This window comes from Polyangiaceae bacterium, from assembly GCA_016715885.1.
Classification (GTDB): Bacteria; Myxococcota_A; Polyangia; order Polyangiales; family Polyangiaceae; genus Polyangium.
Map to the genome: position 1 here is coordinate 62652 of JADJXL010000026.1, position 20862 is coordinate 83513.

Consider the following 20862-nt stretch of genomic DNA (forward strand, 5'->3'; position numbering starts at 1 on the left):
CCCCGTCTCGACACCATCGAGATCGTTACTTGATCACCTGATCTGATCACCTGATCCATCCATCGATCAATCGCACCGGCTTCCTCTGCGCCCAATGCGCTTTTCTGCGTTTTTCCAGCTCGGCACGCCGATTGCCATGAGCTCCTGCACCGCAACTCACTCCGCGGAAAAACCCAGGAGACACACCATGTTTCGTATACCGCTCGATTCCCGTATTCGTTCGCTTTCGCTCACCGCCGCATTCGCCACGCTTCTCGCCGCGTCGGCCGCAGAGGCAAAAGTTCCGACGACGTCCTTCTCGGGTACCATTCGGGACCCGCGAGGCGCATTGCTCATGGACGCGGTCGTTCATGTCGAATACACGTATCGCTCCGATTTGCCGTCGTATTCGCCCGCAACGCCCGGCCCCTGGATTTCCTATGAAGTTCGCGTTTTCGACGTCCCCAAGACCGGCGAAAACTATACCGCGTACGCCGTCCTCCCAGGGTATGAAATGGTCGAGGAACCCGGATTCAATTTGCAGCCCGGCCAGCATCTCGGCAAAGTCGATCTCCGCATGGCAAGCGTGGATCCCGTCGTCAGCGTCAGCGGACGCGTCCTCGATCCCCATGGCATACCCGTTTCCAACGCGCCCGTCGAACTGCGCTATGTGTACCGCACCGATTTGCCCAATGCCGACGTCGCCTACACGGACGCGAACGGATATTACGCGATGACGGTGTACGACGTTCCCGTCACGGGGGAAAACTATGCCGTGCAAATCGACGGCGCGGGCTGTAGCGGGTCGACTCCAATGCTCAATTTGCAGCGCGGCTATGATGAAACCGAAATCGACGTCGCCGTCGATGGCCAATGCGGCGCGGACTTTTACGACCCGTTCGATGGCACGGATTGGAGCCCCTGGCTACCCGGCGGCGCGCAAGGGACGAATATCTCATGGACCCGCACGGGCACCGCGGTCGAGGCATATACCACGGGGTCGAACTTCAGCCCTTCGTTCATATATTTGCCCGAGCAGGGACAGCGCGTCAATTTCACGGTCGAGACGGACATTCTCGGCGAAGGTCCGTATTGCCATTCGTGGTTCACGCGGAGCGGCGGAATTCTCTTCGGTTACGTGCAGGGAAGCACATCGGGATACTGGAGGCTTCACCTCAATGGCGCGTGCAATCAAGCTGGCACCAATGAAACGCGCATGAAACTCGATTGCGTGGGCACCGTGCCCGGATGCGTGTCGGCGCAAAGCGCCGCGCCGGTGACGAATTATTGGAGAGAAAACAATCAACCCGAGCAATACCATCGCCTCGAGGTGGTCGTGAGCAAGGAAGTCAGCGCGAATGGTTGCACCGAGACAAACCCGTGCAGCCGCATTCAGGGGTATTGGAGCGACGAAGCAACGCCAAGGATCGATGTGTACACGGCCCCCGGCGTTGTCGTTCAGGAACGCCAAGTCGGCATCATCCGATCCGGGACGAATAGTGGATCGGTCAAATGGGACATGTTCCACTTGCATGATTGATGCATTGCTCGTGGCGTGACCGCACACTCCCCTTGACCCATTTCCGCCAATCGATCCATCGCTACCGGCGGCCTAGCCGCTCACCCTCCTGCATGGTATTTCCGTCCTGATGGCATAGTACACGCTGCCTTACTCCCTGAGTTGGCGCAAGAACTCATTGATTGAATTCGCGTTCCGGCTGGCTTTTGCGAGGCTTCGCAGGTTCGGATTCCCATTCTGCCAGCGGTTTCAGAGCCACGGTCGTGATGATGCCACGCTTCAGCCTTCCCTGAAGTAATCGAGCGCCTGGCCTTCGAGGTTGCGCAGCTTGTCGGGGTCGTCGAAGTCTTCCCTCACGTAAACGAAGTTCCACCCGAGGATCGTGTGGCCGTGATGGAATGTATCGGTCACCGAATACTCCTTTCCCATCGCGGTCTTCCTTTTCACGCTCTTTTGATAGACCGGCAGGATGACGTTTCGAGGCCCCGGTACGCCAGGCAAGGGTTTCGTGAAAGCCGTCGGTACGTTCGTCATTCCCTCGGCCACGTGCGCTGCGCCATCGTTGACGGGTTTGCTCTTCAAGCGCCGGACGATCTTCACGCGCCCCGGAAACGACGGGTCGGCAATGCTCGTGAGGATCAGCGATTCCCTATAGTTGAGATCCATCGAAAGGTCGCCATCGTCGCCAAAGAGGAACCAATCGTTTTTATCTTTGCTTTTATATTGATTCTGCTTTTCCTTTATCGTCGCCAGGTCGGGGGCGTGTTTTGCCATGAAATCCGAGAGCTTCATCGTCCGGGAGCCGACGGCCCACATGCACCGCGCGAGCACACCCGTCGGTAAAAAGAGGAACCACCACGGTTGCACGGAGGAAAAACCCGGCGTGTTCCTGAGCGACCAGAGATAACGAGCCACTGTGTAATTTTGATCGTCTCCGTCGCGGTACGTCCGCAGGAGCTTGCTCACGAAAAGGACATGCTCCGGCGTGAGCTCCGCCGGCTCGATGTTCGCTCCGTCAGCACCAGACGCGCGAGGCCAATGGGGCGGGCTTTTTTCATTAAATCGATTTGTTTTTGCAGATCCGGGGCCGGCTTCGAGATACCCACGCCGTTCGGCGGCCCGGCGTCGTTGCTGTAAATTTTTGTGTACGCGCACGTATCCATGTTGGATCCCAATCCGCTTTCGAGGACGAGCCCGCGGCCGAGGGAGCGGCCATTGACATCCTTCTCATTCTCCATCGGCTCTCTCGAATTGCCCCCGCCACCGGCGTCGAAGAGCTGCACGCGCGTCTTGTCCTTGTGGACGCGCAGCACGTGGAAAATGTGGGAGCCTTTCCCTTGACCTTGCCACTTCACTGTCACGGGTTGAATGCTGTAGCCCGTCTTGTCGGGCAGAGCGTCGAAGTCCGCTTGGTCCTTTTTTTCAATGCCCTTGATCGCGTCCGGGACCTTGCTGCTTACCTTGCCCGTCGCAGCCTCGATCCGAGCCCGAAGGCTCGCGCTGGGGTCCGCCCCGTCCTTCACGAGCGCTTTTCCCACGATGACCTCGGTGAACGCTAGTTGATGGTGGCTATGGTACGTGTAAACGGATCCCGGCGCGAGAGGCGGCGATTCCGCGCACATCTTTGCGACGTTTGTCACGTCGTTATCTCCGCGCCAGAGCCATTTGCCGGGCGAACCGAAGACAGGCGAACCGAACGCCGGCGCCGCCGAGAGGCCCATCATGTCAATCGAGGGTTGCAGCTCGTTCTTTGCAAGCTCAATGCGAAACCCTCGCGTCACGAGCCCGAGCGTGGCGAGATGCTGGCACGCGGCAACCATGGGCGAGGCCGGGTCATCGTTCATTTTCCAGACCCGCGCCTTGTCCTCCGCCTCGTCGACGATGACACGCTGCCTCGGATCCTCCCAAGAAATGACGCTGCGGCCCGTCGTCACCGTTTTGAACTTGTTGGTCTTTATGTCCACCACGACCTGCTTCGTCACCTTCGCGTGCTCGAGGTATTCGGTCTGCAGACGCGAATAAATGTATTCCTCCCAGGCGTCGCCAAAACCATCCCCCATGGAGTATGCAGCGAGGCCGTCGTACGTAATGCCCGCGAAGAGCTCCGAATAAACCTGCGCCCATTGCTCGTCGAGTCCCATCGGATCCTCGGACCAATCCATGATGATGGACTCCTGGCTCTTCCAGGCCTCCGTCAAAGCGCCATGGCATGGCCCATCCGGGCTCGACATTCGCTGCCAGTCGCATGTCTGGAGGCGGAGGGAGATCCACGAGAGCACTTCTTCGATGAATTGCGCGGTCTTCATCTCCTCGGCATCGATGACGTGCTCGAACTTGTAATCGGTTTTCGACAGCCACGTCGCATTGGGCGGCACCTCTGCGAGCGCCTCGTTGATCCCCACGAAGATCATCGGCGGCAATTCCGTTTCCATCGTGACCGAGACCGACGTAAATATGCCATCATTCGTCACGGTGAACTTCGGCTTACCCATCGCTGTCGTCCCCTCCGCAATGCGCCATTCATTGACCGTAGAGCTTCTCGAGCTCGCCGACCGTCGATGCGTCGAGCTCGCCGGTCCTCGTCTCGAGCTCGTAATCGTCCTGGAACCATTTTACCGCGCGCCGCAGGGCCTCGTCGGCGATATCATTCACCTGCCCGGAATAATAGCCAAGGCTCTTTAGCCGCTGTTTTGCACCGCGTGGCGTATTCGCCCCGGGGATTTCGCCAATTTGAAATGAATACCGACGCTTCCGCCCCTCGGGGAACGTATCGATCCAAATCATCACGTCGGCCGTTTCCGCCTCCTCGGGCACGTCCGCCTTCAAAACGCCATCGTCGTCGAGCTCGCCGCGGAAACGTTGTCCCCCAGCGACGAGCTGGTAGCTACGACCGTCGTAGGGCTCGTGGTTTTCGTCGAGGAAACGTATGGAAATCGGTTTCGTCTTGGGCTCGTTCGTTTCCTCGTCACGCTCGGGCGCGGGCGACGAAGGCGGCTGAAGCTCGAGTTTGTCTCCCCAGATCTTGGCGTTCGAATCGAGCTCGAGGGCGCTCTTTTCGCCATATATGCGCACCTTCTTCGCGACGAGCTCGGCCTCGTCGCCGAGCGACAGCGCGGGGCCCTTCCCGGTGAGGTCGAGCTTCTCCTGCGCCTCGATGCGGATCTCCTTCGCGCGAAGCGTGATGCCGTCGGGCGTGAGCAGGATCTCGGTGTCCCCGGACTTGATGCGCACGCGCTCCTCGCCGCGGATCAGCACCTCGCGCGTCGCCGAAGTCCGCGCCGAGCCGTCCACGTCGGTCGTGATCTCGCCGTGCTCGACGCTGAAGGCGAGCAAGCCATCGCTCGCGATACGCACGTCGCCGCCCGCGTCGACCGCGACCGAGCCTGTGGAGACGATCGCATGATCTCCTTCCACGATGGTATTGCGTCTTCCCGCTACGTACAGGGTCGAGCTCCCGCTTACACTGACGGACAAGTCGCCCTCGATGACGCGGTTTTCATTGCCCCGAATGCGCGTGCTCTCGAGCCCTTCGACGGTGGTGTAATCGTCGCGTCCCACGCGCGTGTGCCGGTCGCGCGAGACGTCCGTGATGCGGTCGTTCTGCACGTTTTCGCGCAAATCGCGCTCGGCGCGCAAGAAGAGCTCTTCGGCGCCCGCGGTATCCTCGAACGACAGCTCGTTGTAGCCCGTGGCGTGTGGCGTGCTCGACGTGCGGATGCCCGATCGCGTGGCGCTCGGCAGCGCGAACGGGTGCGGGTGCGTCGCGTTCACGAGCGAGCCGAGGACGACGGGGCGATCGGGGTCGCCGCCGAGGAACGACACGAGCACCTCCATGCCGATGCGCGGGATGAATTGCGAGCCCCAGCCGACGCCGGCCCACGGTTGCACGACGCGCACGAAGCAGCTCGTTCGGTCCTCCAAACCGCGTCGGAGGTCCCAGTGAAACCGCACACGCACGCGACCATGTTCGTCCGTGTGGATCTCCTGCCCCACGGGTCCCGTCACCGTCGCGCTCTCGAGCGCCTGCACGATGCGCCGCTCCGGCAGCGCGGGTCGATACGGCTGGCGCCGCGGAACGGCCTGGAAACGAGCCTGGTAACGCGTCTGCGTGTAGGAATGCTCGACGCGCGTCACGACGTACGTTTCGTTGAGCCCGGCGATCGGGTGCTCGTGAATTTCCAGGAGATGACCCGGCGCGAGCAGACGACAACCCGTGTCGCCCTCGCCGACCTCGACGTCACGCCGGAGCTGCTCGAGTATGAGGGTCGCGTTGGTGCCGTCGACGTCGCTCTCTTGGTATTCGCCGTGGTGTTCGTAAAAGGACAAACCGGGCGTGGGTGTCGAGGGGACGGGCGCGAGCTCGTGGTCGATCGGGGCCGTGAGCGGCGCGCTGGCGCCCCGGAGGTCGAGCAGCGGCCGTTCGAAGTCGTAATCGCGCATGAGGACCGACGCCGGTGCCACGCGGCGGCTGACGTGGAAGCCGGCCACTTGATCCTCGCGCAACGGGCGATCGCCGGCCGTGCTCCCCGCTTCGTCTTCGTGTGGCCGCGCATGAAGCTCGCGCACGTTCGGCACGGGCGAGAGCAGGGCTGCGGCGTCGCAGAAGACGAGCATGGTCGCCTCGCCCACGTCGATGAAGTGGTAATGCACGCCCGCCTCGGCGGCGAGCCGCGCGACGAACGCAAGATCGGATTCGTGGTACTGTACGCAATACTCGCGCGGTGGGTATTTGCGCGCGACGTCCCAGCGGTGCGCGATATGGTGCTCGGCAAGGACGGCCGATGCAGCGGCGGGCATGGTCATGTCCTGGAAAACGCGGCTCAGCGTGCGCTGTCCGAGGAGCGCGACGTGCGGGACAATGACGAGCTCGAGGACGGCTTCGTGGCCCGCGATGTGACCCGCGAGGTACGTGCCGACCGATGCACGCTCGACGATGCCGTGGATGCGGCGTTCGTGGCCCGCGGAGGCGCGCAGCGTGAGCGTGATGGGCCTGCCGAGCAGGCGAGCGACGAGGGAGGAGGGTTCGTCGACGACGACGTGGGCGACAAAACAAAATGGGCGGGACGCTTCCTCGACGCCGGAGAGCTTCACGACGGGGCGCGGATCCGACCCGAGCGCCATGGCTCGGATTGAAATGGGGTGCTCGGTGGATGACGCGATGTTCACTCGACCTCGACTGGATTGCCGGGATCCGTGATTTCGATTTTGCCTCCCCATTGGCACGTGCACGTCGACGAGTCCGTGAGCACGTTCACCCCTTTCAGGGTTACCCCGTCCGAGCCGTCCGACCATTGCGCGGGAATGATGGGCACGCAGGGTTGGGGCGTCAGCGTGCCGCCCGCATTCGAGGTCGCGGTCGCCACTTGCGGGTTCGCCTGTGTCTTGCACATCCCGAACGGCGCGATGTTCACCATGGCTTTGTTATCGAGCTTCGTCGCGACGGGCAGGTCGGTCGCGTCAGCCTTATTCGACGGCAAAATCGTCAACGTCGATGGCGCCATCCCCTCGCCGCATTTGAGCTTCGCACCATTCACGACGAGCTTCGGCATTGAATTGCTCCTCTCAGCGTGCGCGTGTGCTCGAGAGCCAGGCTCGATATTGCGCAATGGCCTGCTGCCAGGCCGCTGCGAGCCTCGGATCCAGGGCGATTCGTGCCTCCCAGTCTTCGTCGAGACGTGCGTGCTGCTTGGCGCTCAGGCCATAACGGCGGAGCGTCTCCGCCTCCTGCTCGGGCACCATTTCGAGATCGACGTGCAGCGAGGCGTGCTGTTCGAGGGTGAGCTCGACTTCTCGGGACGGCGGCGGTTCGCTGGGAGATTGCTTGGTGAAAGGGAGGATTTTTCGTGCAATGGCAGAAATGTCGTCGCTCGCCGGCGCCGTCATCCCGATTGGGACGAGCGCCGGGGAAGGCGCGCCTTGGATTGCGTGGGCATGCTCGACGGCTGATTGCAGGGCGGCCGACGCGGGGATGCCTTCGAGAAACGGTAATGGCTTGCTCGACGGCGCTGGCGCGGGAGCGGGTATGATCGCGGGGGAAACGGCGGGCATCGTGATGGGCACGCCGCGGGCCCACGGGGAGGACGATGCGGGCGGCGGCGCGGACGGCGGCGTTGCGGGCTGAAGCATGAACGAGGGCACACCCGAGGGTTGGGTGGCGACGTTTGGCGGCGGGGACTCCGGCAGGTCGAGGTCCGCCTTTTGGGGCGCGTCACCAATCGAGTCGAGGGGCGGAAGCTGCCGCGCGAGGCGCTGCCTTCGACCATGAAATGCAGCGGAGAAGCGGAGCGCCTGTTCGCGTTGTTGTCGTTTCATGCCGAGCGCGAGCTCGCTCGTCCACGCTTTGTCGATGCTCCGCCATCGCTCGAGCGAGAGTCCGAAACGCGCGACGACTTCCTCGGCCCGGTCGGTCCCGAAGTGCACGACATGCGCGAGGATGTCGGCATAGCGGTCGAGCCGCACGGCCTTGCGAAGCCGGTCCTCTTCTGCATCGCTGGAGTCGTCGCTCATCGCGTCGAGGGCCGATGATAAAGTATCGCGCTACTTTGCAAAGAAAAAAAAACGGCCACGCATGACGCCGCGGATTCAACCCCCACGCAAAAATTCAAATCTCATCCGCTAAAACCTCGACACCAGCTCCACCCTCGCCCCTTCGAACGGCGGAAACAAGCGACAAACCCCGGATACGCACCTTATCGCGCCACGGCGTTGTCCCACGAATACGTTCACCGTATTGAATATCTGATCGAGCAGCTTGGACGTGCTACCCGAACGATACGTGAACCCGCCGCTTACGTAATGACAAAGCACCACCTCGAATTGATCGTTCGTCGACCGCGCGGGATTGCATCCAGGTCGCGTCGAATATTCATAACCAACGACCGCCGATAGATGCGGCGACCAATGCAGCGCCGTGTAATTCTCGCCCTCGTTCCACGGACGCGGATGCGACGCAGGCAAATATCGATTGCGGTGAAACCCTTGAAACTGCAATGAAAACGGGCCCTTCAAATGTTTTACCAGGTCGTACCGAAGGTACCCCTCGTAATAAAGCACATCCGTGTCACCATTCACCGTCGTCCCGCCCGTCGGTATGGCTCGTTCGGCCATACGCATGCCGAGCCACGCGCGCGCATGCGATTTGCCACCCTCTCGACTGAAATCGATACCCACCGCCGTGTCCCATGTATCGGTGCGTAGCTTGTCGTCGAGCGACGAGCACAATTCATTCGTCGGCGTCTCCGTCCAACTGCGATATTTCCCAGCCCACGCATAAACGGCAGTATGGTCGTTGAATTTATAATCGACACGACCACGACCACCCGTCATACAAACGTTCGGAGCCTCGATGGGCTCCACGTAAATCGGCTCTGCCGTGGGCGGCGCGCTGTATGCGACGACGGCATATTCGGGCGCGCTGTGCCCGGGCGTCGTGATGTCGATGTTTGCCCCAAGCGGGAAAAAGCGCCGGTAATGCTTTCCTTCGAGCGAAACTTGAATGGGGCCTTTGCCAAAGTTCGCGCTCCCATAGAGCGCATAGCCCGAAATGTCCGCCGCTCGTGAAGTCGCCTTGCCATTGGCATCGATTTCCGCAACGTGCCCCTGCCGCAATTGTTGTCCCGCAGCTTCGAGATACAGGTCGCCCACGCCGGCAATGGAAGGAATGTTCACCGATCCGCTGAACGTGCGTATTTCATTGTGCGTGCGCCCGCCATTGAGGAGCGTGAATTCGGGGTACGTCGCAAAACAATTGTCAATGCACTTGGAATCGCTCGGATCGCAGCTCTCACGACACGCAAGGTTCTGCTCCGTAAAACTCTTGCGGAGCATCACCGAACCGTTTGCCGCAATCTGCACCGCGTCGATGCCACCTTCGACACGCCCGCCGATGATGGTGTCCTCGAGGTAGCTCGGACGCGGCGCATCCTGTATGGGCTGCGCGCTCTGGGTGTACGTCGTGACGGGTTGCCCCGAGGGAAACCCGAAAAACAGCGGCGAACCTGCGCCGTGAAGCCTCCGGCCGCTCACTTCGTCGAATCGCAGCGGATTCATTTGACCCGCAAGCAATGTTCCGCCAAGACGAACCTTGCCGAAACTCTTGTCGAGCACCACCTTGCCGCCGCGAATCGTCGTGTCGATCGCAAGCTCGTCGATTTTCCGGACACTCAAGACCATCCCGCGCCCGAGCTGCGCGTAGAAGTCGCCCACCGTGACGTCGATGCCCGGTTGGTTGTAACCAATCCAAAGTTTGGCCGGATACACGCTGTTCAGGAACCTCGTATTGAGCTCCTTGTAGAACCGGTTCGTGTAGTCGACGACTTCAGGGACGGCCGCGTCGGGATTGCGTTTCAAGACGTCCGCGATTTGGTCCGTTGCCATGCGTTGCGCGTCGTTGCGCGACGGCGTCGCAAAGTAGACGGCCGAATCGATTCGCAGGCCGAACCGAAAGCGCCACCAGCTTGCCTGGATGTTGAGACGATCGATCCACTCGCCGTAGTGATCGTCGACGATGGGCCGCGGGTTGAACGCGTTGCGATCGTTGTTGCGATTGTCCCAGCGGTAGTCGAGGACGCTCGTGTTCGTGATGTCGAGCCCAATGGGTTCCCCCTTGGGGCCGGGTACATCGAGCGCGCTTGCGGTGTTCGTTACGGCAAACGCGCCAAGAACCAAAAGAAACGAGCTAGCGACACGGCGCCAAGAAGACTTCACCGGCGCCTTGTATCACGACAGCCCCGCGGCTGGGACACACGCCGCGCACTCGAGCGATCAGTTGGCGAGCGCTTTTTCCACTTCTGCAGCGAGCGTTTTTTCGTCGCCCGACGTGTAGCCACCACGCTTGTGAATGATCGACCCGTCTTTGCCCACGAGCACCGTGAAGGGAAGCTCGCGCTTGGGATTGTATCGCGCAGTCACGACCGTTTCTTCATCGAGCAGCACGGGGAAGACCATCTCTTTGGACCGCACGACGCTGCTCACTTGCGCACGAGATTCTGGTCCGTCCGCCGAAACCGCGAGCACGACAAACCCTCGGTCCTTGTTCTTCTTGTACATCTCGACGAGGTGCGGCATCTCGATCATGCACGGGTCACACGTCGTCGACCAGAAGTCGATGAGCACGACGCTGCCCTTGTAGTCGGACAAACGCGCTTGTTTGCCGTCGAGCGTTGCGAGCGTGAAGTCGGGCGCCGTTGCTCCGCCCGGCGAGTTTGCCCCCGGCGTCGTGCCACCACACGCAACGACGACGAGCGCGACGAATGCAGAACCCAGAGCTCGCTGAAACATCGATTTCATGAGGCGCATCTTGGCCTGAAAGCAGCGAAGCGGGTAGCGCCTTCGCACGACCCGCTTCGCTCAGAGCTCCTCTTGCTCGAGACGCTTAGAGCGTGCCGGCGAGGACCTTCTCGTACGTCTTCCAGAACGTCGATCCGACGGGGGGAGCGCCGGAGGTGACGTCGATGATCTTCATGTCCTTCGTGCGGATGATCAGGTTTGCCGGGTAGGCATCGGCTTCGAAGAGGGCGGCAAGCTTCGAGGAAGGATCGATCGCCGACGGATAGTCGACGGCGTACTTCTTGTCCCAGAGATAGAGGTTCTTGGCCTCGGCGGGGACGCCTGGGGTCGGGCCGTCACCGAGTACCAGGAAAAACTCACCGCCTTGCGGTTGGTACTTTTTGTAGAGGCCCGGTAGGACTTCGTCTGCTTCGTAGTTGCAGGGTCCGCACCAGACGGCCGACACGACGATCAAGAGGGCTTTGGGCTTGGGCGTTCCTGCGCCGTAAGGAGAGCCCTCGGGAAAGACTGCTTCGCCGGTTGGATTGTAGAAGTCGGCGAGCTGGATGGGCTTCATCTCGGTCGTGTCTTCGAGCGAGTTCGGGAACCCGACAAACTCGAAGTTTTGCACGGTGGATCCCTTGCTGATGCCGAAGGGACCTGCTGCGTATTCGATCGCCGCGCTTCCGCGCGGGACTTGTCCCGTGTCGCTCGGGAAGACCGGGACCGGCACGATGTCCACTTCTTCCGCGCAACCGACCAAGCCAAACGCCACGAGCGTCGTGGCCATCCATCGCAAGAGTAAATCGTTTCGCATGATGCCACCGGGTCCGTAATGAGGTACTGGCGAAAGTGTCCGGGCGCCTTCACCGCGCGTCAAGCAGCCACGTGTGGAGAAGTCGCTTTCGAGACGAATGGATTTTTAGCCTGAACGCGATCGCCGACGAGGCGCAACCGCGTCGTCTCTTCGTTCGGAGGACGGCCCCCGAGGCCGAGGTCACCATGCAGCACGATCACGTCACTTCATCTTCGCGTCACGCTCGGCCCGGGGCCTTGCGGTTCATTTTTGCCTTCTCGCTCCTTGGTTTCACGATGCTCGGAGGACTCGGCGCATGCGAGGCGCCGGCGCCGCCTTTCTGCGAGGGTGGTTATGTGACGCCCGAAGGCGCGTGCGAGGGCAAGTGCGACCCGACGAAGTGCCTTGCCGGCAACACGTGCGTTGGCAACCGTTGCATCCTCGAGTGCGACTCGCACAACGACTGCTTGGACGACGGGACGCAGAACTGCGCGCCTGCCGTCGAAGATGGGACGAATCGCGAGATCATGGCTTGCCAGCCCAACGGCAAGAACTGGGGCGTGGGCGCCAAGTGTCCCTTCGAGGACGAGTGCGCGAGCTTGTACTCGTGCAGCACGACGGGCGAGAAGTGCGACCTGCAGCAATGTGGTGGCGCCCCGGATACGTGCAAGGTCGACGAGGAGCGCTGTTACGCCAGGGCAAACTGCAACATCGGCAAGTGCCCCGACGGATCGCCGTGCACCGTGTTCTCGTGCTCGCCGCAAGAGTGCACCGCGAACCTTGCGTGCGTGACGAAGGGCGAAGGCGACGCGGACGCATATTGCACCAAGAACGACTGCGAATCCGACACGGACTGCCCTGGCGGCTACTACTGCGGCGCGATGCGCGACCCGCGCCAGCTTTGCGACAGCATGCCGCAGAAGGGCAACAACAACCTTTGCGGCAAGGTGTCGATCAACACGCCGTGCGTGCCTGCGAGCGACCTTGGAAACGGCAACACGCTGTTCGAAGGCCAAGGGTGCATCCTGCGCAAAGCGTGCTTGAAGCGTAACGAATGTGCTCCGTGCGAAACGGACCTCGACTGCTCGGGGGGCATCGCCAACCATTGCATCACGATGCCGAACGAAGCGACGAAGCGATGCGCGCGCGAGTGCGGGTCGAACGCGGATTGCGGTCGTGACTTCGCATGTCAGGACGTCGCGGGCGTCGGCAACATGTGCGTTCACAAGTTCGGCGCATGCGCCGGTAGCGGCAAGTTCTGTGAGCCGTGCCTCGACGACACCGATTGCGGCCCGCTCACCGGCACTTCCGTGTGCTTCACCCACAACGATGGGCAGCGCGGTTGCGGGGACATCGCGTTCCCTGATCAGTGTACGACCAGCGCGGATTGCCCCAAGTCCCCAAGTGGGCTTCCTGCCTACTGTGTCGACGACCCGGGCTCGCCTCTTCACCAACGCTGCTACATCTTTGCCATCAACGCGCTCGACAAGGCGACGTGTTGGTGACCAAGACGCTTTGCTTCAAGGAGTTTTCAACATGAACAACCGAACTTCACGTTTCCACACCGTAGCTTCTCTCGTCACCGTCCTCGGCATCGTCGGCCTCAGCTCCGCCAGCGGATGCAGCGATGTCGCGGACGCCATCTCGTGCAGCAACGACTTCACGGCTGAAGCTCAGTGGGGTGCAAACCTCGACATCGACTACCGCGTCAAGTCGTTCATGGGCGCCTCTGGCGCGCTCGTGACGCTGTCGGACGCCATGGTGCAAGACGTCACGGACGCATGCATCGGCATCGCGACGGCGACCAAGCGTGATCCTGCGAAATGGCAGTCGCTCGACAAAGGCGCCGATCAACTGAAGGTTGCGTGCGCGGAAGCCGAAGCCGGCATGGACGAGGTCTTCAAGGCGAACGCCATGGTGACCATCGGCGTGCTCGTCGAAGGCGGCGGCTGTCAAGCGAGCCTCGATGCAACCGCGGACTGCAACGCGAAGTGCGACGTGACGGGCACGTGCACGCCCGCGCAGCTCGAAGCGAAGTGCGAACCCGGCCAGCTCGCCGGCAAGTGCACGGCGCAATGTTCGGGTTCGTGCACGGCAAGCGCTGGAGCGACGGTCGCGTGCAACGGCAATTGCAGCGCGACGTGCAACGGCACCTGCAACGGCACCTGCGCGGTCACCGCGCCCAACGGCGACTGCGCGGGTCGTTGCGACGGCACCTGCAACGGCACGTGTTCGGGCACGTGCGACATTCAAGCAGGCGCGATGGCGCAGTGCGATGGCACGTGCAAAGGCGAGTGCTCGGTGGAGTTCCAAGCGCCGCACTGCGAGGGCAAACTCACGCCGCCCGAGTGCGACCTCGACGCGGACTGCGAAGCGAGCTGTCGCGCGCAAATCCAAGCTGAAGCGAGCTGCACGCCGCCCACGGTGAAGATCGAAGTCGTCGGCGGCGCGGCACAAGACTTCCTGGACCTCGTCGCAGCCCTCGAAACGCACCTACCCAAGCTCATCCAGAACATCGGCGTGCGCGGCGAAGCGACGCTCGACGCAGCCAACACGCTCGTGACCGTTGGTCAGAACCTCGACGATGCGATCACCTCGAGCGGCAAAGCCTTCGTGTGCACCACGCTCGCGGCCACGGCGGCCGTCAATGCCAGCGTCGAAGTGAAGGTGTCCGTCGAAGCGAGCGCCAGCATCGGTGGCAAAGCTGCCGGTACGACGTCTCCGTAAAACGCCTCAGCCCGCCCGCGACGCCGTCAACTCCGATTTCCAAAGTAACGTTACGGAATATTTTGGATTGACGGCGTCTTTCCCTGATCTAAAGAGTCCCGGCACGTCATCATCCGAGGATCTTTCATGGCCATTTCTGTTGAAGCCGCCAGGACGGCGGCCGGGAACGTTTTGGATCCCGAGCTTCAGCGTTCGCTTGCCGATGCGGGCATGCTTGGGGATGTCCGCGTCGATGGCGACGCCGTTTCACTGAGCATCACGCTCATCACGCCAGCTTGTTCATGGAAGGGGCGCCTTCAGGACGACGTCACCGCGGCGCTCCGCAAAGCGGGCGCGTCGAGCGTCGACATTTCGTGGGACGTGAGCATTCCCGAGCGGAACATCCTTCCCGACGACCCCTGCCCTGGCGTGCGCAACATCGTGCTCGTGATGAGCGGCAAGGGTGGCGTTGGAAAGAGTACGGTCGCGACAAACCTGACGCTCGCGCTGAGCCGTCTTGGATGTCGTGTCGGGCTGCTCGATGCCGACATGTACGGGCCGAGTATTCCCACGATGCTCGGCGTGATGGGTCGTCCGACCTCGCTCGATGGCAAGAGGTTCACGCCGCTCGAACGGTTTGGGGTCAAACTGATGTCGATCGGCTTCTTGCTCGAGGATGCGAGGAGTGCCGTGGTTTGGCGTGGCCCGATGATTCAGAGCGCGCTCATGCAGTTCATGAACGACGTCGATTGGGGCACGCTCGATTATTTGATCCTGGATCTGCCTCCGGGAACGGGTGACATCGCGCTGACGATTTCGCAGAAGTTGCGGACGACCGGAGCGGTCATCGTGACGACGCCGCAGGAAGTGGCGCTGCAGGATGTCTACAAGTCCGTGTCGATGGCGCAGAAGGTGGGCATTCCCATTTTGGGCGTCGTGGAAAACGAGAGTTATTTCGTGTGCGATGGCTGTGACAAACGGCACACGCTCTTCGGTTCGGGAGGTGGTCAGAAGATTGCCGACTTTGCAGGAGCGCCGCTCATTGGGCAAATTCCGCTGGATCCGTCCGTTCGCGAATGGGGCGATGCGGGTACGCCGGTGGTTCAAGCAGCTCCCGACAGCACGGTTGGCCGTGCGTTCATCGATGTTGCGCAAGAGCTAGCCGCCAAAGTCAGCGTGCACAACCTTTCGCGCGGCGGCTCGCTTCGAATCGACCGGAGCGGCGGGCAGCAACGATTTTTGCCCATCGTGCGCTAGAGACGGTCGCAAACCCTCGCGCAAGCGTGCGAGGTACGTTATGGTTTCCGCCCCTTTCCGAGCTACGCGAATGCGCGACGACGCTCGCTCAAGAGCATCGTGCATCGTGAGCCGTTCCGAGATCCCGGATGAACACGGACGAACAAAACACCAACGATCAGGCTGAGACTGAGGCCCCTGGCAACGCTCAGCTTTCTGGCAACGCGCCGGAGCAGATCGCCAAATCGAGCGACGAAGATTGGGACGAACAGCCGGGAGACGACATCGGCAATCGCCTTCCAGGCGCCGCGCCACGTCAAGCTCCGCGACCACAGGCTGCCGCCGGTGGTGACGCGAAGAAGCGCAAGCGCAACAAGAAGCGCAAGGGGCCGCCTGGTGCGCAGGGACAAACCGAAGCGCCGCAAGGTGACGTCGAAGCTGCCGCTGACGCAGGCGAAGGCGAAGGCGAGGGCGAATCGACCGACGACGCTGCTCAGGGTGAACAGCAACCCGAGGCGCAAGGTCCCGCGCAAGGCAAACGTCGCGACAAGCACCGCGACAAACAGCACGCCGCTGCGCAGCGAGAACGCCCGGCCTTCAGCGTAGGCGAAGAAGTCTTCGGCAAAGTCTGCAAGGTGACCGATCAGGTCATCTGGGTCGACATCGCGGGCAAGGCCATCGGTCTGTTCAACCGCGACGAACTCCCCGAAGAGGAAGGCATTCCGACCGATGGCGATCAATTCATCGCGACGGTTGCCAGCACCGGCGTGCGCGGCGGCATGCTCATGCTTTGCCGCGGAACGCCTCGCCCCCTCGATGAGCTCAAGCAACAGCTCGAAGCTGCAGCGAAGAGCGAAGACGTCGTCTTCGGCTTCGTGACGGGCACCGTCAAAGGTGGCCTCGAAGTGGACTTGGGCGGCCTGCGGGCATTCGCTCCCGCGTCGCACGTCGACTTGCGACACGGCGCCGACTTGTCGCATCTCGTTGGCCAACGTCTCGACTTCCTCATCACGCAATACGCCAAGAAGGGCCGCGACATCGTCGTGTCCCGCAAGAAAATGCTCGACGAAGACGCTCGCCAAGCGCGCACGTCTGCGCTCAGCAAAGTCACGCCGGGCAGCGTGCACAAGGGCATCGTGCGCAAGGTCGTTGCCTGGGGCGTCTTCGTAGCTCTGCCCGATGCGGGCGGCGTCGAAGGCCTCATTCACATGACCGAAGCGAGCCACGATCGCAGCGCCAAACTCACGGACCTCTTCCGCCCCGGCGTCGAAATCGACGTCAAAGTCCTGAAGATCGACGACAAGGGCAAACTTTGGCTCTCACACAAGGCAACCACGGCCGATCCGTGGGACGCCGTGAAAGAGAAGTACGCCGTCGGCACGCGTCACAAGGGCAAGGTCGCAAGGCTTCAGCCTTTCGGTGCCTTCATCGAGCTCGAGCCAGGGATCGACGGCTTGTGCCACACCGCCGACATCGCCTTCAAAGCCGTCGAGCATCCCAGCGAGGTGGTCAAGGTCGGTGACGAGATCGACGTCGTCGTTTCGAGCTGCGATGCAGGCGCGCACAAGATCGGCCTCCACCCTGCCCTTCCAGCCGGTGAAGACGAACCTCGGCAACGCGTTCAGCAGTACAAGTCCGTCAAAGTTGCCGTCGTACAAATCACCGAAAGCGGCCTTGCCGTACGCATCCTTGGCGTCACGGGTCGTGCTGCGCGTGGATTCATCCCCGCAGGCCACACGGGCACCGCTCGTGGAACGGATCTGCGCAAGGAGTTCCCGCCCAACACGAAGCTCGATGCCAAGGTCCTCGAGATCGACCCTCGTCGCGGAGAAGCCAAGCTCTCGATCCGCGCGCTCAAGGAAGACGCCGAAAAGCAAGCGTACCAGGCGTACCGCTCGGGCGTTGCGCGCGAAGCCAAGTTCGGCACCTTCGCCGACCTCATGAAGAAAAACCAGAATTAGCCTCACCCCCTAGCCCCCTCTCCCTACGAGGGAGAGGGGGAAAGAAGACGCGTCTACGCGTGCGCAATTTCTCCCCCTCTCCTTCTACTCCCCCTCTCCTTCTAGGAGAGGGGGCCGGGGGGTGAGGCCTTCGCCCCCTCTCCGCCGCGCCGTAGGCGCGAGGGGAGAGGGGGTTGGGGGGTGAGGCTATTCCCGTCCGAGAGCCTGCACGGGATCCAGCTTCGCTGCCTGAAAGGCCGGGACAAACCCGAAGACGAGCCCGATCGATGAGCTCACCACCAGCGCGACGACCAGCGCCGTCGGTGAAATCTCCATGGGCAGAGCGGCAAATTTGCCAATCGCGATCGTCGCGCCGTACGCGATGGCCGTTCCGGTCAAGCCGCCGATCGTCGTCAGCACCAGCGCTTCGATGAGAAACTGCGTCAGGATGTCCGCTTCGCGCGCACCAATGGCCATACGAATGCCAATCTCGCGCGTCCTCTCCGTGACGCTCACCAGCATGATGTTCATGACGCCGATGCCGCCGACGATGAGCGACACCGCGGCAATGCCGATGAGCAGCGTCGACAAACTCCCTGTAATCGACTCCTGCAGCTCTTTGATCTCGGCCTGGCTACGTATGATGAAATCGTCCTCTTCGCCTTCCTGGATGCGGTGACGCTGGCGCAGAATCGACTCCGCTTGTTTCTTTGCGCGTTCCGTCGTCTCCGCCGCCGTGGCGCTCATGAAGATGGCGTCGGTTTCACCCGGCCGCGCGAAACGCACATGCGAACGCATCGTCGTGATGGGCATGACGACGACGTCGTCTTGGCTCTGCCCAAACGGTGACGGGCCTTTTTCTTCGAGTACGCCGATGATGCGATACGGATACTTGCCAATCCGTATGGTTCGATCGACGGGGTTTGCCGTTCCAAACAACTCCTTCGATGTGTTTGCTCCGATGAGCACCACCTTTTCGGAGACGTTCTCCGAAGACGGCGTCCAGCCTTCGCCACGCGTGACGTTCCAATTGCGCACGTCGAGGTAGGTGCTGCGGGAACCGATCACTTCGACTTTGACGTTTTTCCCTTCGTAGACGGCTTGGGCGCTCGAACGAAGAAACGGCACGGCCGCTCGAATGCTGGTCGACTCGCGCTCGAGCGCCTGGCAATCGCCTTCGGATAGCTTCGACCCTGTCGTCGTCTTTGCACCCGATGAACGCGACGACTGCGGAAAGACGATGAGCGCATTCGAGCCGAGGCTCGCGATCTGGCCGCCGATTTGAGCTCGTGCTGCGGTACCGAGCGCGGTCATCGTGACGACGGCAGCAATCCCGATGGTGATTCCCACGATCGTCAGAGAGGCCCGGAGTTTGTTTCGTACAACCGATCGGAACGCGATCGCGACAGACGACAAGAGGCGGAAGAGCCAATTCATTCTTGCCTCAACGCGACGATGGGATCGAGCAGAGCTGCTCGTAATGCCGGGAAAAACCCAGCAAGTACCCCGATCCCGGCGCTCGTTCCAATCGCTGCAACGACGGCAGGAAGGGGGAGCGACAAAGGCCAACCGAGACCCTTGCCCAACAGCACGATTGCGCCCGCACCGATGCCGAGCCCGATCAAGCCACCGATCAAACTGAGCACCACGGCTTCTACGAGAAACTGCGTGAGGATGTCGCTGAAGGACGCGCCGATGGCCATGCGAATGCCGATCTCACGCGTTCGCTCCGTGACGCTCACGAGCATGATGTTCATGACGCCGATGCCGCCCACGAACAGGGATATTGCAGCGATCAAAGACAAGAAAATCGTGAGGGTCACGGCGATGCCCTCGAACTTCTTACGAATCTCCGACTGCGTACGAACGCCGAAATCCGGTTCTTCGCCGGGTCCAATCTTGTGTCGCTGACGCAAGATCGAGTCGATCTGCATGACGGCTCGATCCACGAGCTTTTCGTCTTTCGCCGACGCGATGAGCATCTGCACGCGTCCCGGTGCCGATGGTTGCACCCGCGCGCGAAAACTTCCGATGGGCATGATCACACGATCGTCTTGGTCTTCCCCGAACGGTGATTGCCCCTTCTCCGATAAGAGACCCACGATGCGGTACGGATGGCGCCCAATACGCACGTACTGGCCGACGGGATCCTGCGTGCCGAAAAGCTTTTGCCGAACGACCTCTCCGATGATGCAAACCTTTGCTTTGAGCAGCTCCTCCGATTCGGTGAACATGCGTCCTTTGCCAACGGAGAACCCTCGCACGTCAAGGTATCCGCGCGTGGTTCCCATGACCTGCGTGACGACGTTCTGATCGCCGGAGATGACTTGCGCGCCGGTCGAGCTGAACGGCACCACGTCCGAAAGGCTCGATGCGTCCCGTACGAGCGCGCGGGCATCGTTTTCCGTGATGCGGTTGCCGCTGTCTTTGCTGCGCACTCCCGAGCTTTGCGTTGCTTGCGGCCAGATGAAGATGACGTTGGCGCCGAGGTTCGAGATGCGCCCAAGGATCTGCTGCTGCACGCCCGTGCCGAGCGCTACGACGATGACGACGGCAGCAACGCCGATGAGGATGCCGAGCACGGTCAGCGTCGAGCGGAGTTTGGAGCGCACGATGGCCCGCAAAGCGAGCCGAATGGCAGCCAGAATCGCCATCATGGCGCCGCCACCTGATCTTCGTCCGTGGGCAAATTGGCGAGCGCTTCGGCGGCGTTCGTCGGGTGCGTATTCCGTTCGTCTCGCCGAACCTTACCGTCGCGCATCTCGATCACGCGACTCGCGCACGCCGCGATGTCGTGTTCGTGCGTCACGAGCACGATCGTGATGCCTTGCGTTCGATTCAAACGCTGCAAGAGGTCGAGCACTTCGAGGCTCGTGCGCGTGTCGAGGTTCCCGGTGGGTTCGTCGGCGAGCAGCAGCGGTGGTTCGGTCACGAGAGCGCGCGCGATCGCCACGCGTTGCTGCTGCCCGCCCGAGAGCTGATTCGGCGTGTGATGCAAGCGGCCACCGAGGCCCACGGATTCGAGCGCTTTTTGGGCGCGACGAGCTCGTTCGGAAGCTCCAACCCCTCGGTACACGAGCGGCAGCTCCACATTTTCTTGAGCCGTGGTGCGCGGCAGCAGGTTGAAACCTTGAAAGACAAACCCGATGAGGTGGTTTCTCACGACAGCTCGAGCGTCGTTGCTGCGCATTCCCACTTCGATTCCATCGAGCACGTACTTGCCGCGCGTGGGTCTGTCGAGACAACCGATGATGTTCATCATCGTGCTTTTGCCCGAACCGCTTTGACCGATGATCGCGACGAACTCGCTCTTCAAGATGGTCAAGCTCACGCTACGCAAAGCGCGCACGGTGACCGCTTCGGTGACGTAGTCCTTGCCGATCTGCTTCAGTTCGATGAGCGGCTGGCTCGATTCCATG

Annotated in this window: 16 protein-coding genes; 5 read left to right on the top strand and 11 right to left on the bottom strand. The window is 61.7% G+C overall.

Annotated elements, in window-relative coordinates; translation table 11 throughout:
* The first annotated feature begins 187 nt into the window (after window positions 1–187).
* A complete protein-coding gene (locus IPM54_40140; GenBank protein ID MBK9265984.1) occupies window positions 188–1519 on the top strand; it encodes a carboxypeptidase regulatory-like domain-containing protein in 1332 nt (443 codons plus the stop codon).
* Between the two features lie 258 nt (window positions 1520–1777).
* Here the strand turns inward: IPM54_40140 and IPM54_40145 are convergent, their stop codons facing one another.
* The 8 genes from IPM54_40145 to IPM54_40180 all read right to left on the bottom strand — a co-directional run bounded on the left by IPM54_40145 (window position 1778) and on the right by IPM54_40180 (window position 11342).
* On the bottom strand, window positions 1778–2464 hold the full coding sequence (locus IPM54_40145) for a hypothetical protein (protein ID MBK9265985.1): 687 nt from the start codon (window positions 2462–2464) through the stop codon (window positions 1778–1780).
* Window positions 2461–3990 carry a hypothetical protein gene (locus IPM54_40150; protein MBK9265986.1) on the bottom strand — a complete coding sequence of 510 codons (1530 nt, stop codon included), beginning with the start codon at window positions 3988–3990 and terminating at the stop codon, window positions 2461–2463. The genes IPM54_40145 and IPM54_40150 overlap by 4 nt, the downstream gene beginning before the upstream one ends.
* Before the next feature lie 28 nt (window positions 3991–4018).
* Window positions 4019–6664: a type VI secretion system tip protein VgrG gene (tssI, locus tag IPM54_40155; GenBank protein MBK9265987.1), complete on the bottom strand. Its 2646-nt coding sequence runs from the start codon at window positions 6662–6664 to the stop codon at window positions 4019–4021.
* Window positions 6661–7047 carry a DUF4280 domain-containing protein gene (locus tag IPM54_40160; protein ID MBK9265988.1) on the bottom strand — a complete coding sequence of 129 codons (387 nt, stop codon included), beginning with the start codon at window positions 7045–7047 and terminating at the stop codon, window positions 6661–6663. Before IPM54_40160 ends, tssI begins: the two co-directional genes overlap by 4 nt.
* A 13-nt stretch (window positions 7048–7060) precedes the next feature.
* Complete coding sequence (locus IPM54_40165) at window positions 7061–8005, bottom strand: hypothetical protein (GenBank protein ID MBK9265989.1); 945 nt, start codon at window positions 8003–8005, stop codon at window positions 7061–7063.
* 108 nt (window positions 8006–8113) lie between these two features.
* Complete coding sequence (locus IPM54_40170) at window positions 8114–10165, bottom strand: hypothetical protein (GenBank protein MBK9265990.1); 2052 nt, start codon at window positions 10163–10165, stop codon at window positions 8114–8116.
* A 96-nt stretch (window positions 10166–10261) separates the two neighbouring features.
* On the bottom strand, window positions 10262–10777 hold the full coding sequence (locus tag IPM54_40175) for a TlpA family protein disulfide reductase (protein ID MBK9265991.1): 516 nt from the start codon (window positions 10775–10777) through the stop codon (window positions 10262–10264).
* A gap of 94 nt (window positions 10778–10871) precedes the next feature.
* Window positions 10872–11342, bottom strand: a complete 471-nt coding sequence (locus IPM54_40180) for a TlpA family protein disulfide reductase (protein ID MBK9265992.1) — start codon at window positions 11340–11342, stop codon at window positions 10872–10874.
* A gap of 425 nt (window positions 11343–11767) precedes the next feature.
* Between IPM54_40180 and IPM54_40185 the strand changes: the two genes are divergently transcribed.
* From IPM54_40185 to IPM54_40200, 4 genes are all read left to right on the top strand, one after another.
* Complete coding sequence (locus tag IPM54_40185; protein MBK9265993.1) at window positions 11768–13066, top strand: hypothetical protein; 1299 nt, start codon at window positions 11768–11770, stop codon at window positions 13064–13066.
* Between the two features lie 31 nt (window positions 13067–13097).
* Window positions 13098–14288: a hypothetical protein gene (locus IPM54_40190; GenBank protein MBK9265994.1), complete on the top strand. Its 1191-nt coding sequence runs from the start codon at window positions 13098–13100 to the stop codon at window positions 14286–14288.
* 126 nt (window positions 14289–14414) lie between these two features.
* Window positions 14415–15524 carry an Mrp/NBP35 family ATP-binding protein gene (locus tag IPM54_40195; protein MBK9265995.1) on the top strand — a complete coding sequence of 370 codons (1110 nt, stop codon included), beginning with the start codon at window positions 14415–14417 and terminating at the stop codon, window positions 15522–15524.
* A 128-nt stretch (window positions 15525–15652) separates the two neighbouring features.
* Window positions 15653–17464: a 30S ribosomal protein S1 gene (locus tag IPM54_40200; GenBank protein MBK9265996.1), complete on the top strand. Its 1812-nt coding sequence runs from the start codon at window positions 15653–15655 to the stop codon at window positions 17462–17464.
* A gap of 186 nt (window positions 17465–17650) precedes the next feature.
* On the opposite strand, the gene IPM54_40205 is transcribed toward IPM54_40200, so the two are convergent.
* The 3 genes from IPM54_40205 to IPM54_40215 are packed head-to-tail and all read right to left on the bottom strand — an operon-like array spanning window position 17651 to window position 20861.
* Window positions 17651–18880 (bottom strand): ABC transporter permease, encoded by a 1230-nt coding sequence (locus IPM54_40205; protein MBK9265997.1) that lies wholly within the window; start codon window positions 18878–18880, stop codon window positions 17651–17653.
* Window positions 18877–20100 (bottom strand): ABC transporter permease, encoded by a 1224-nt coding sequence (locus IPM54_40210; GenBank protein MBK9265998.1) that lies wholly within the window; start codon window positions 20098–20100, stop codon window positions 18877–18879. The genes IPM54_40205 and IPM54_40210 overlap by 4 nt, the downstream gene beginning before the upstream one ends.
* Window positions 20097–20861, bottom strand: a complete 765-nt coding sequence (locus IPM54_40215; GenBank protein MBK9265999.1) for an ABC transporter ATP-binding protein — start codon at window positions 20859–20861, stop codon at window positions 20097–20099. Before IPM54_40215 ends, IPM54_40210 begins: the two co-directional genes overlap by 4 nt.
* Window position 20862: the final 1 nt, after the last annotated feature.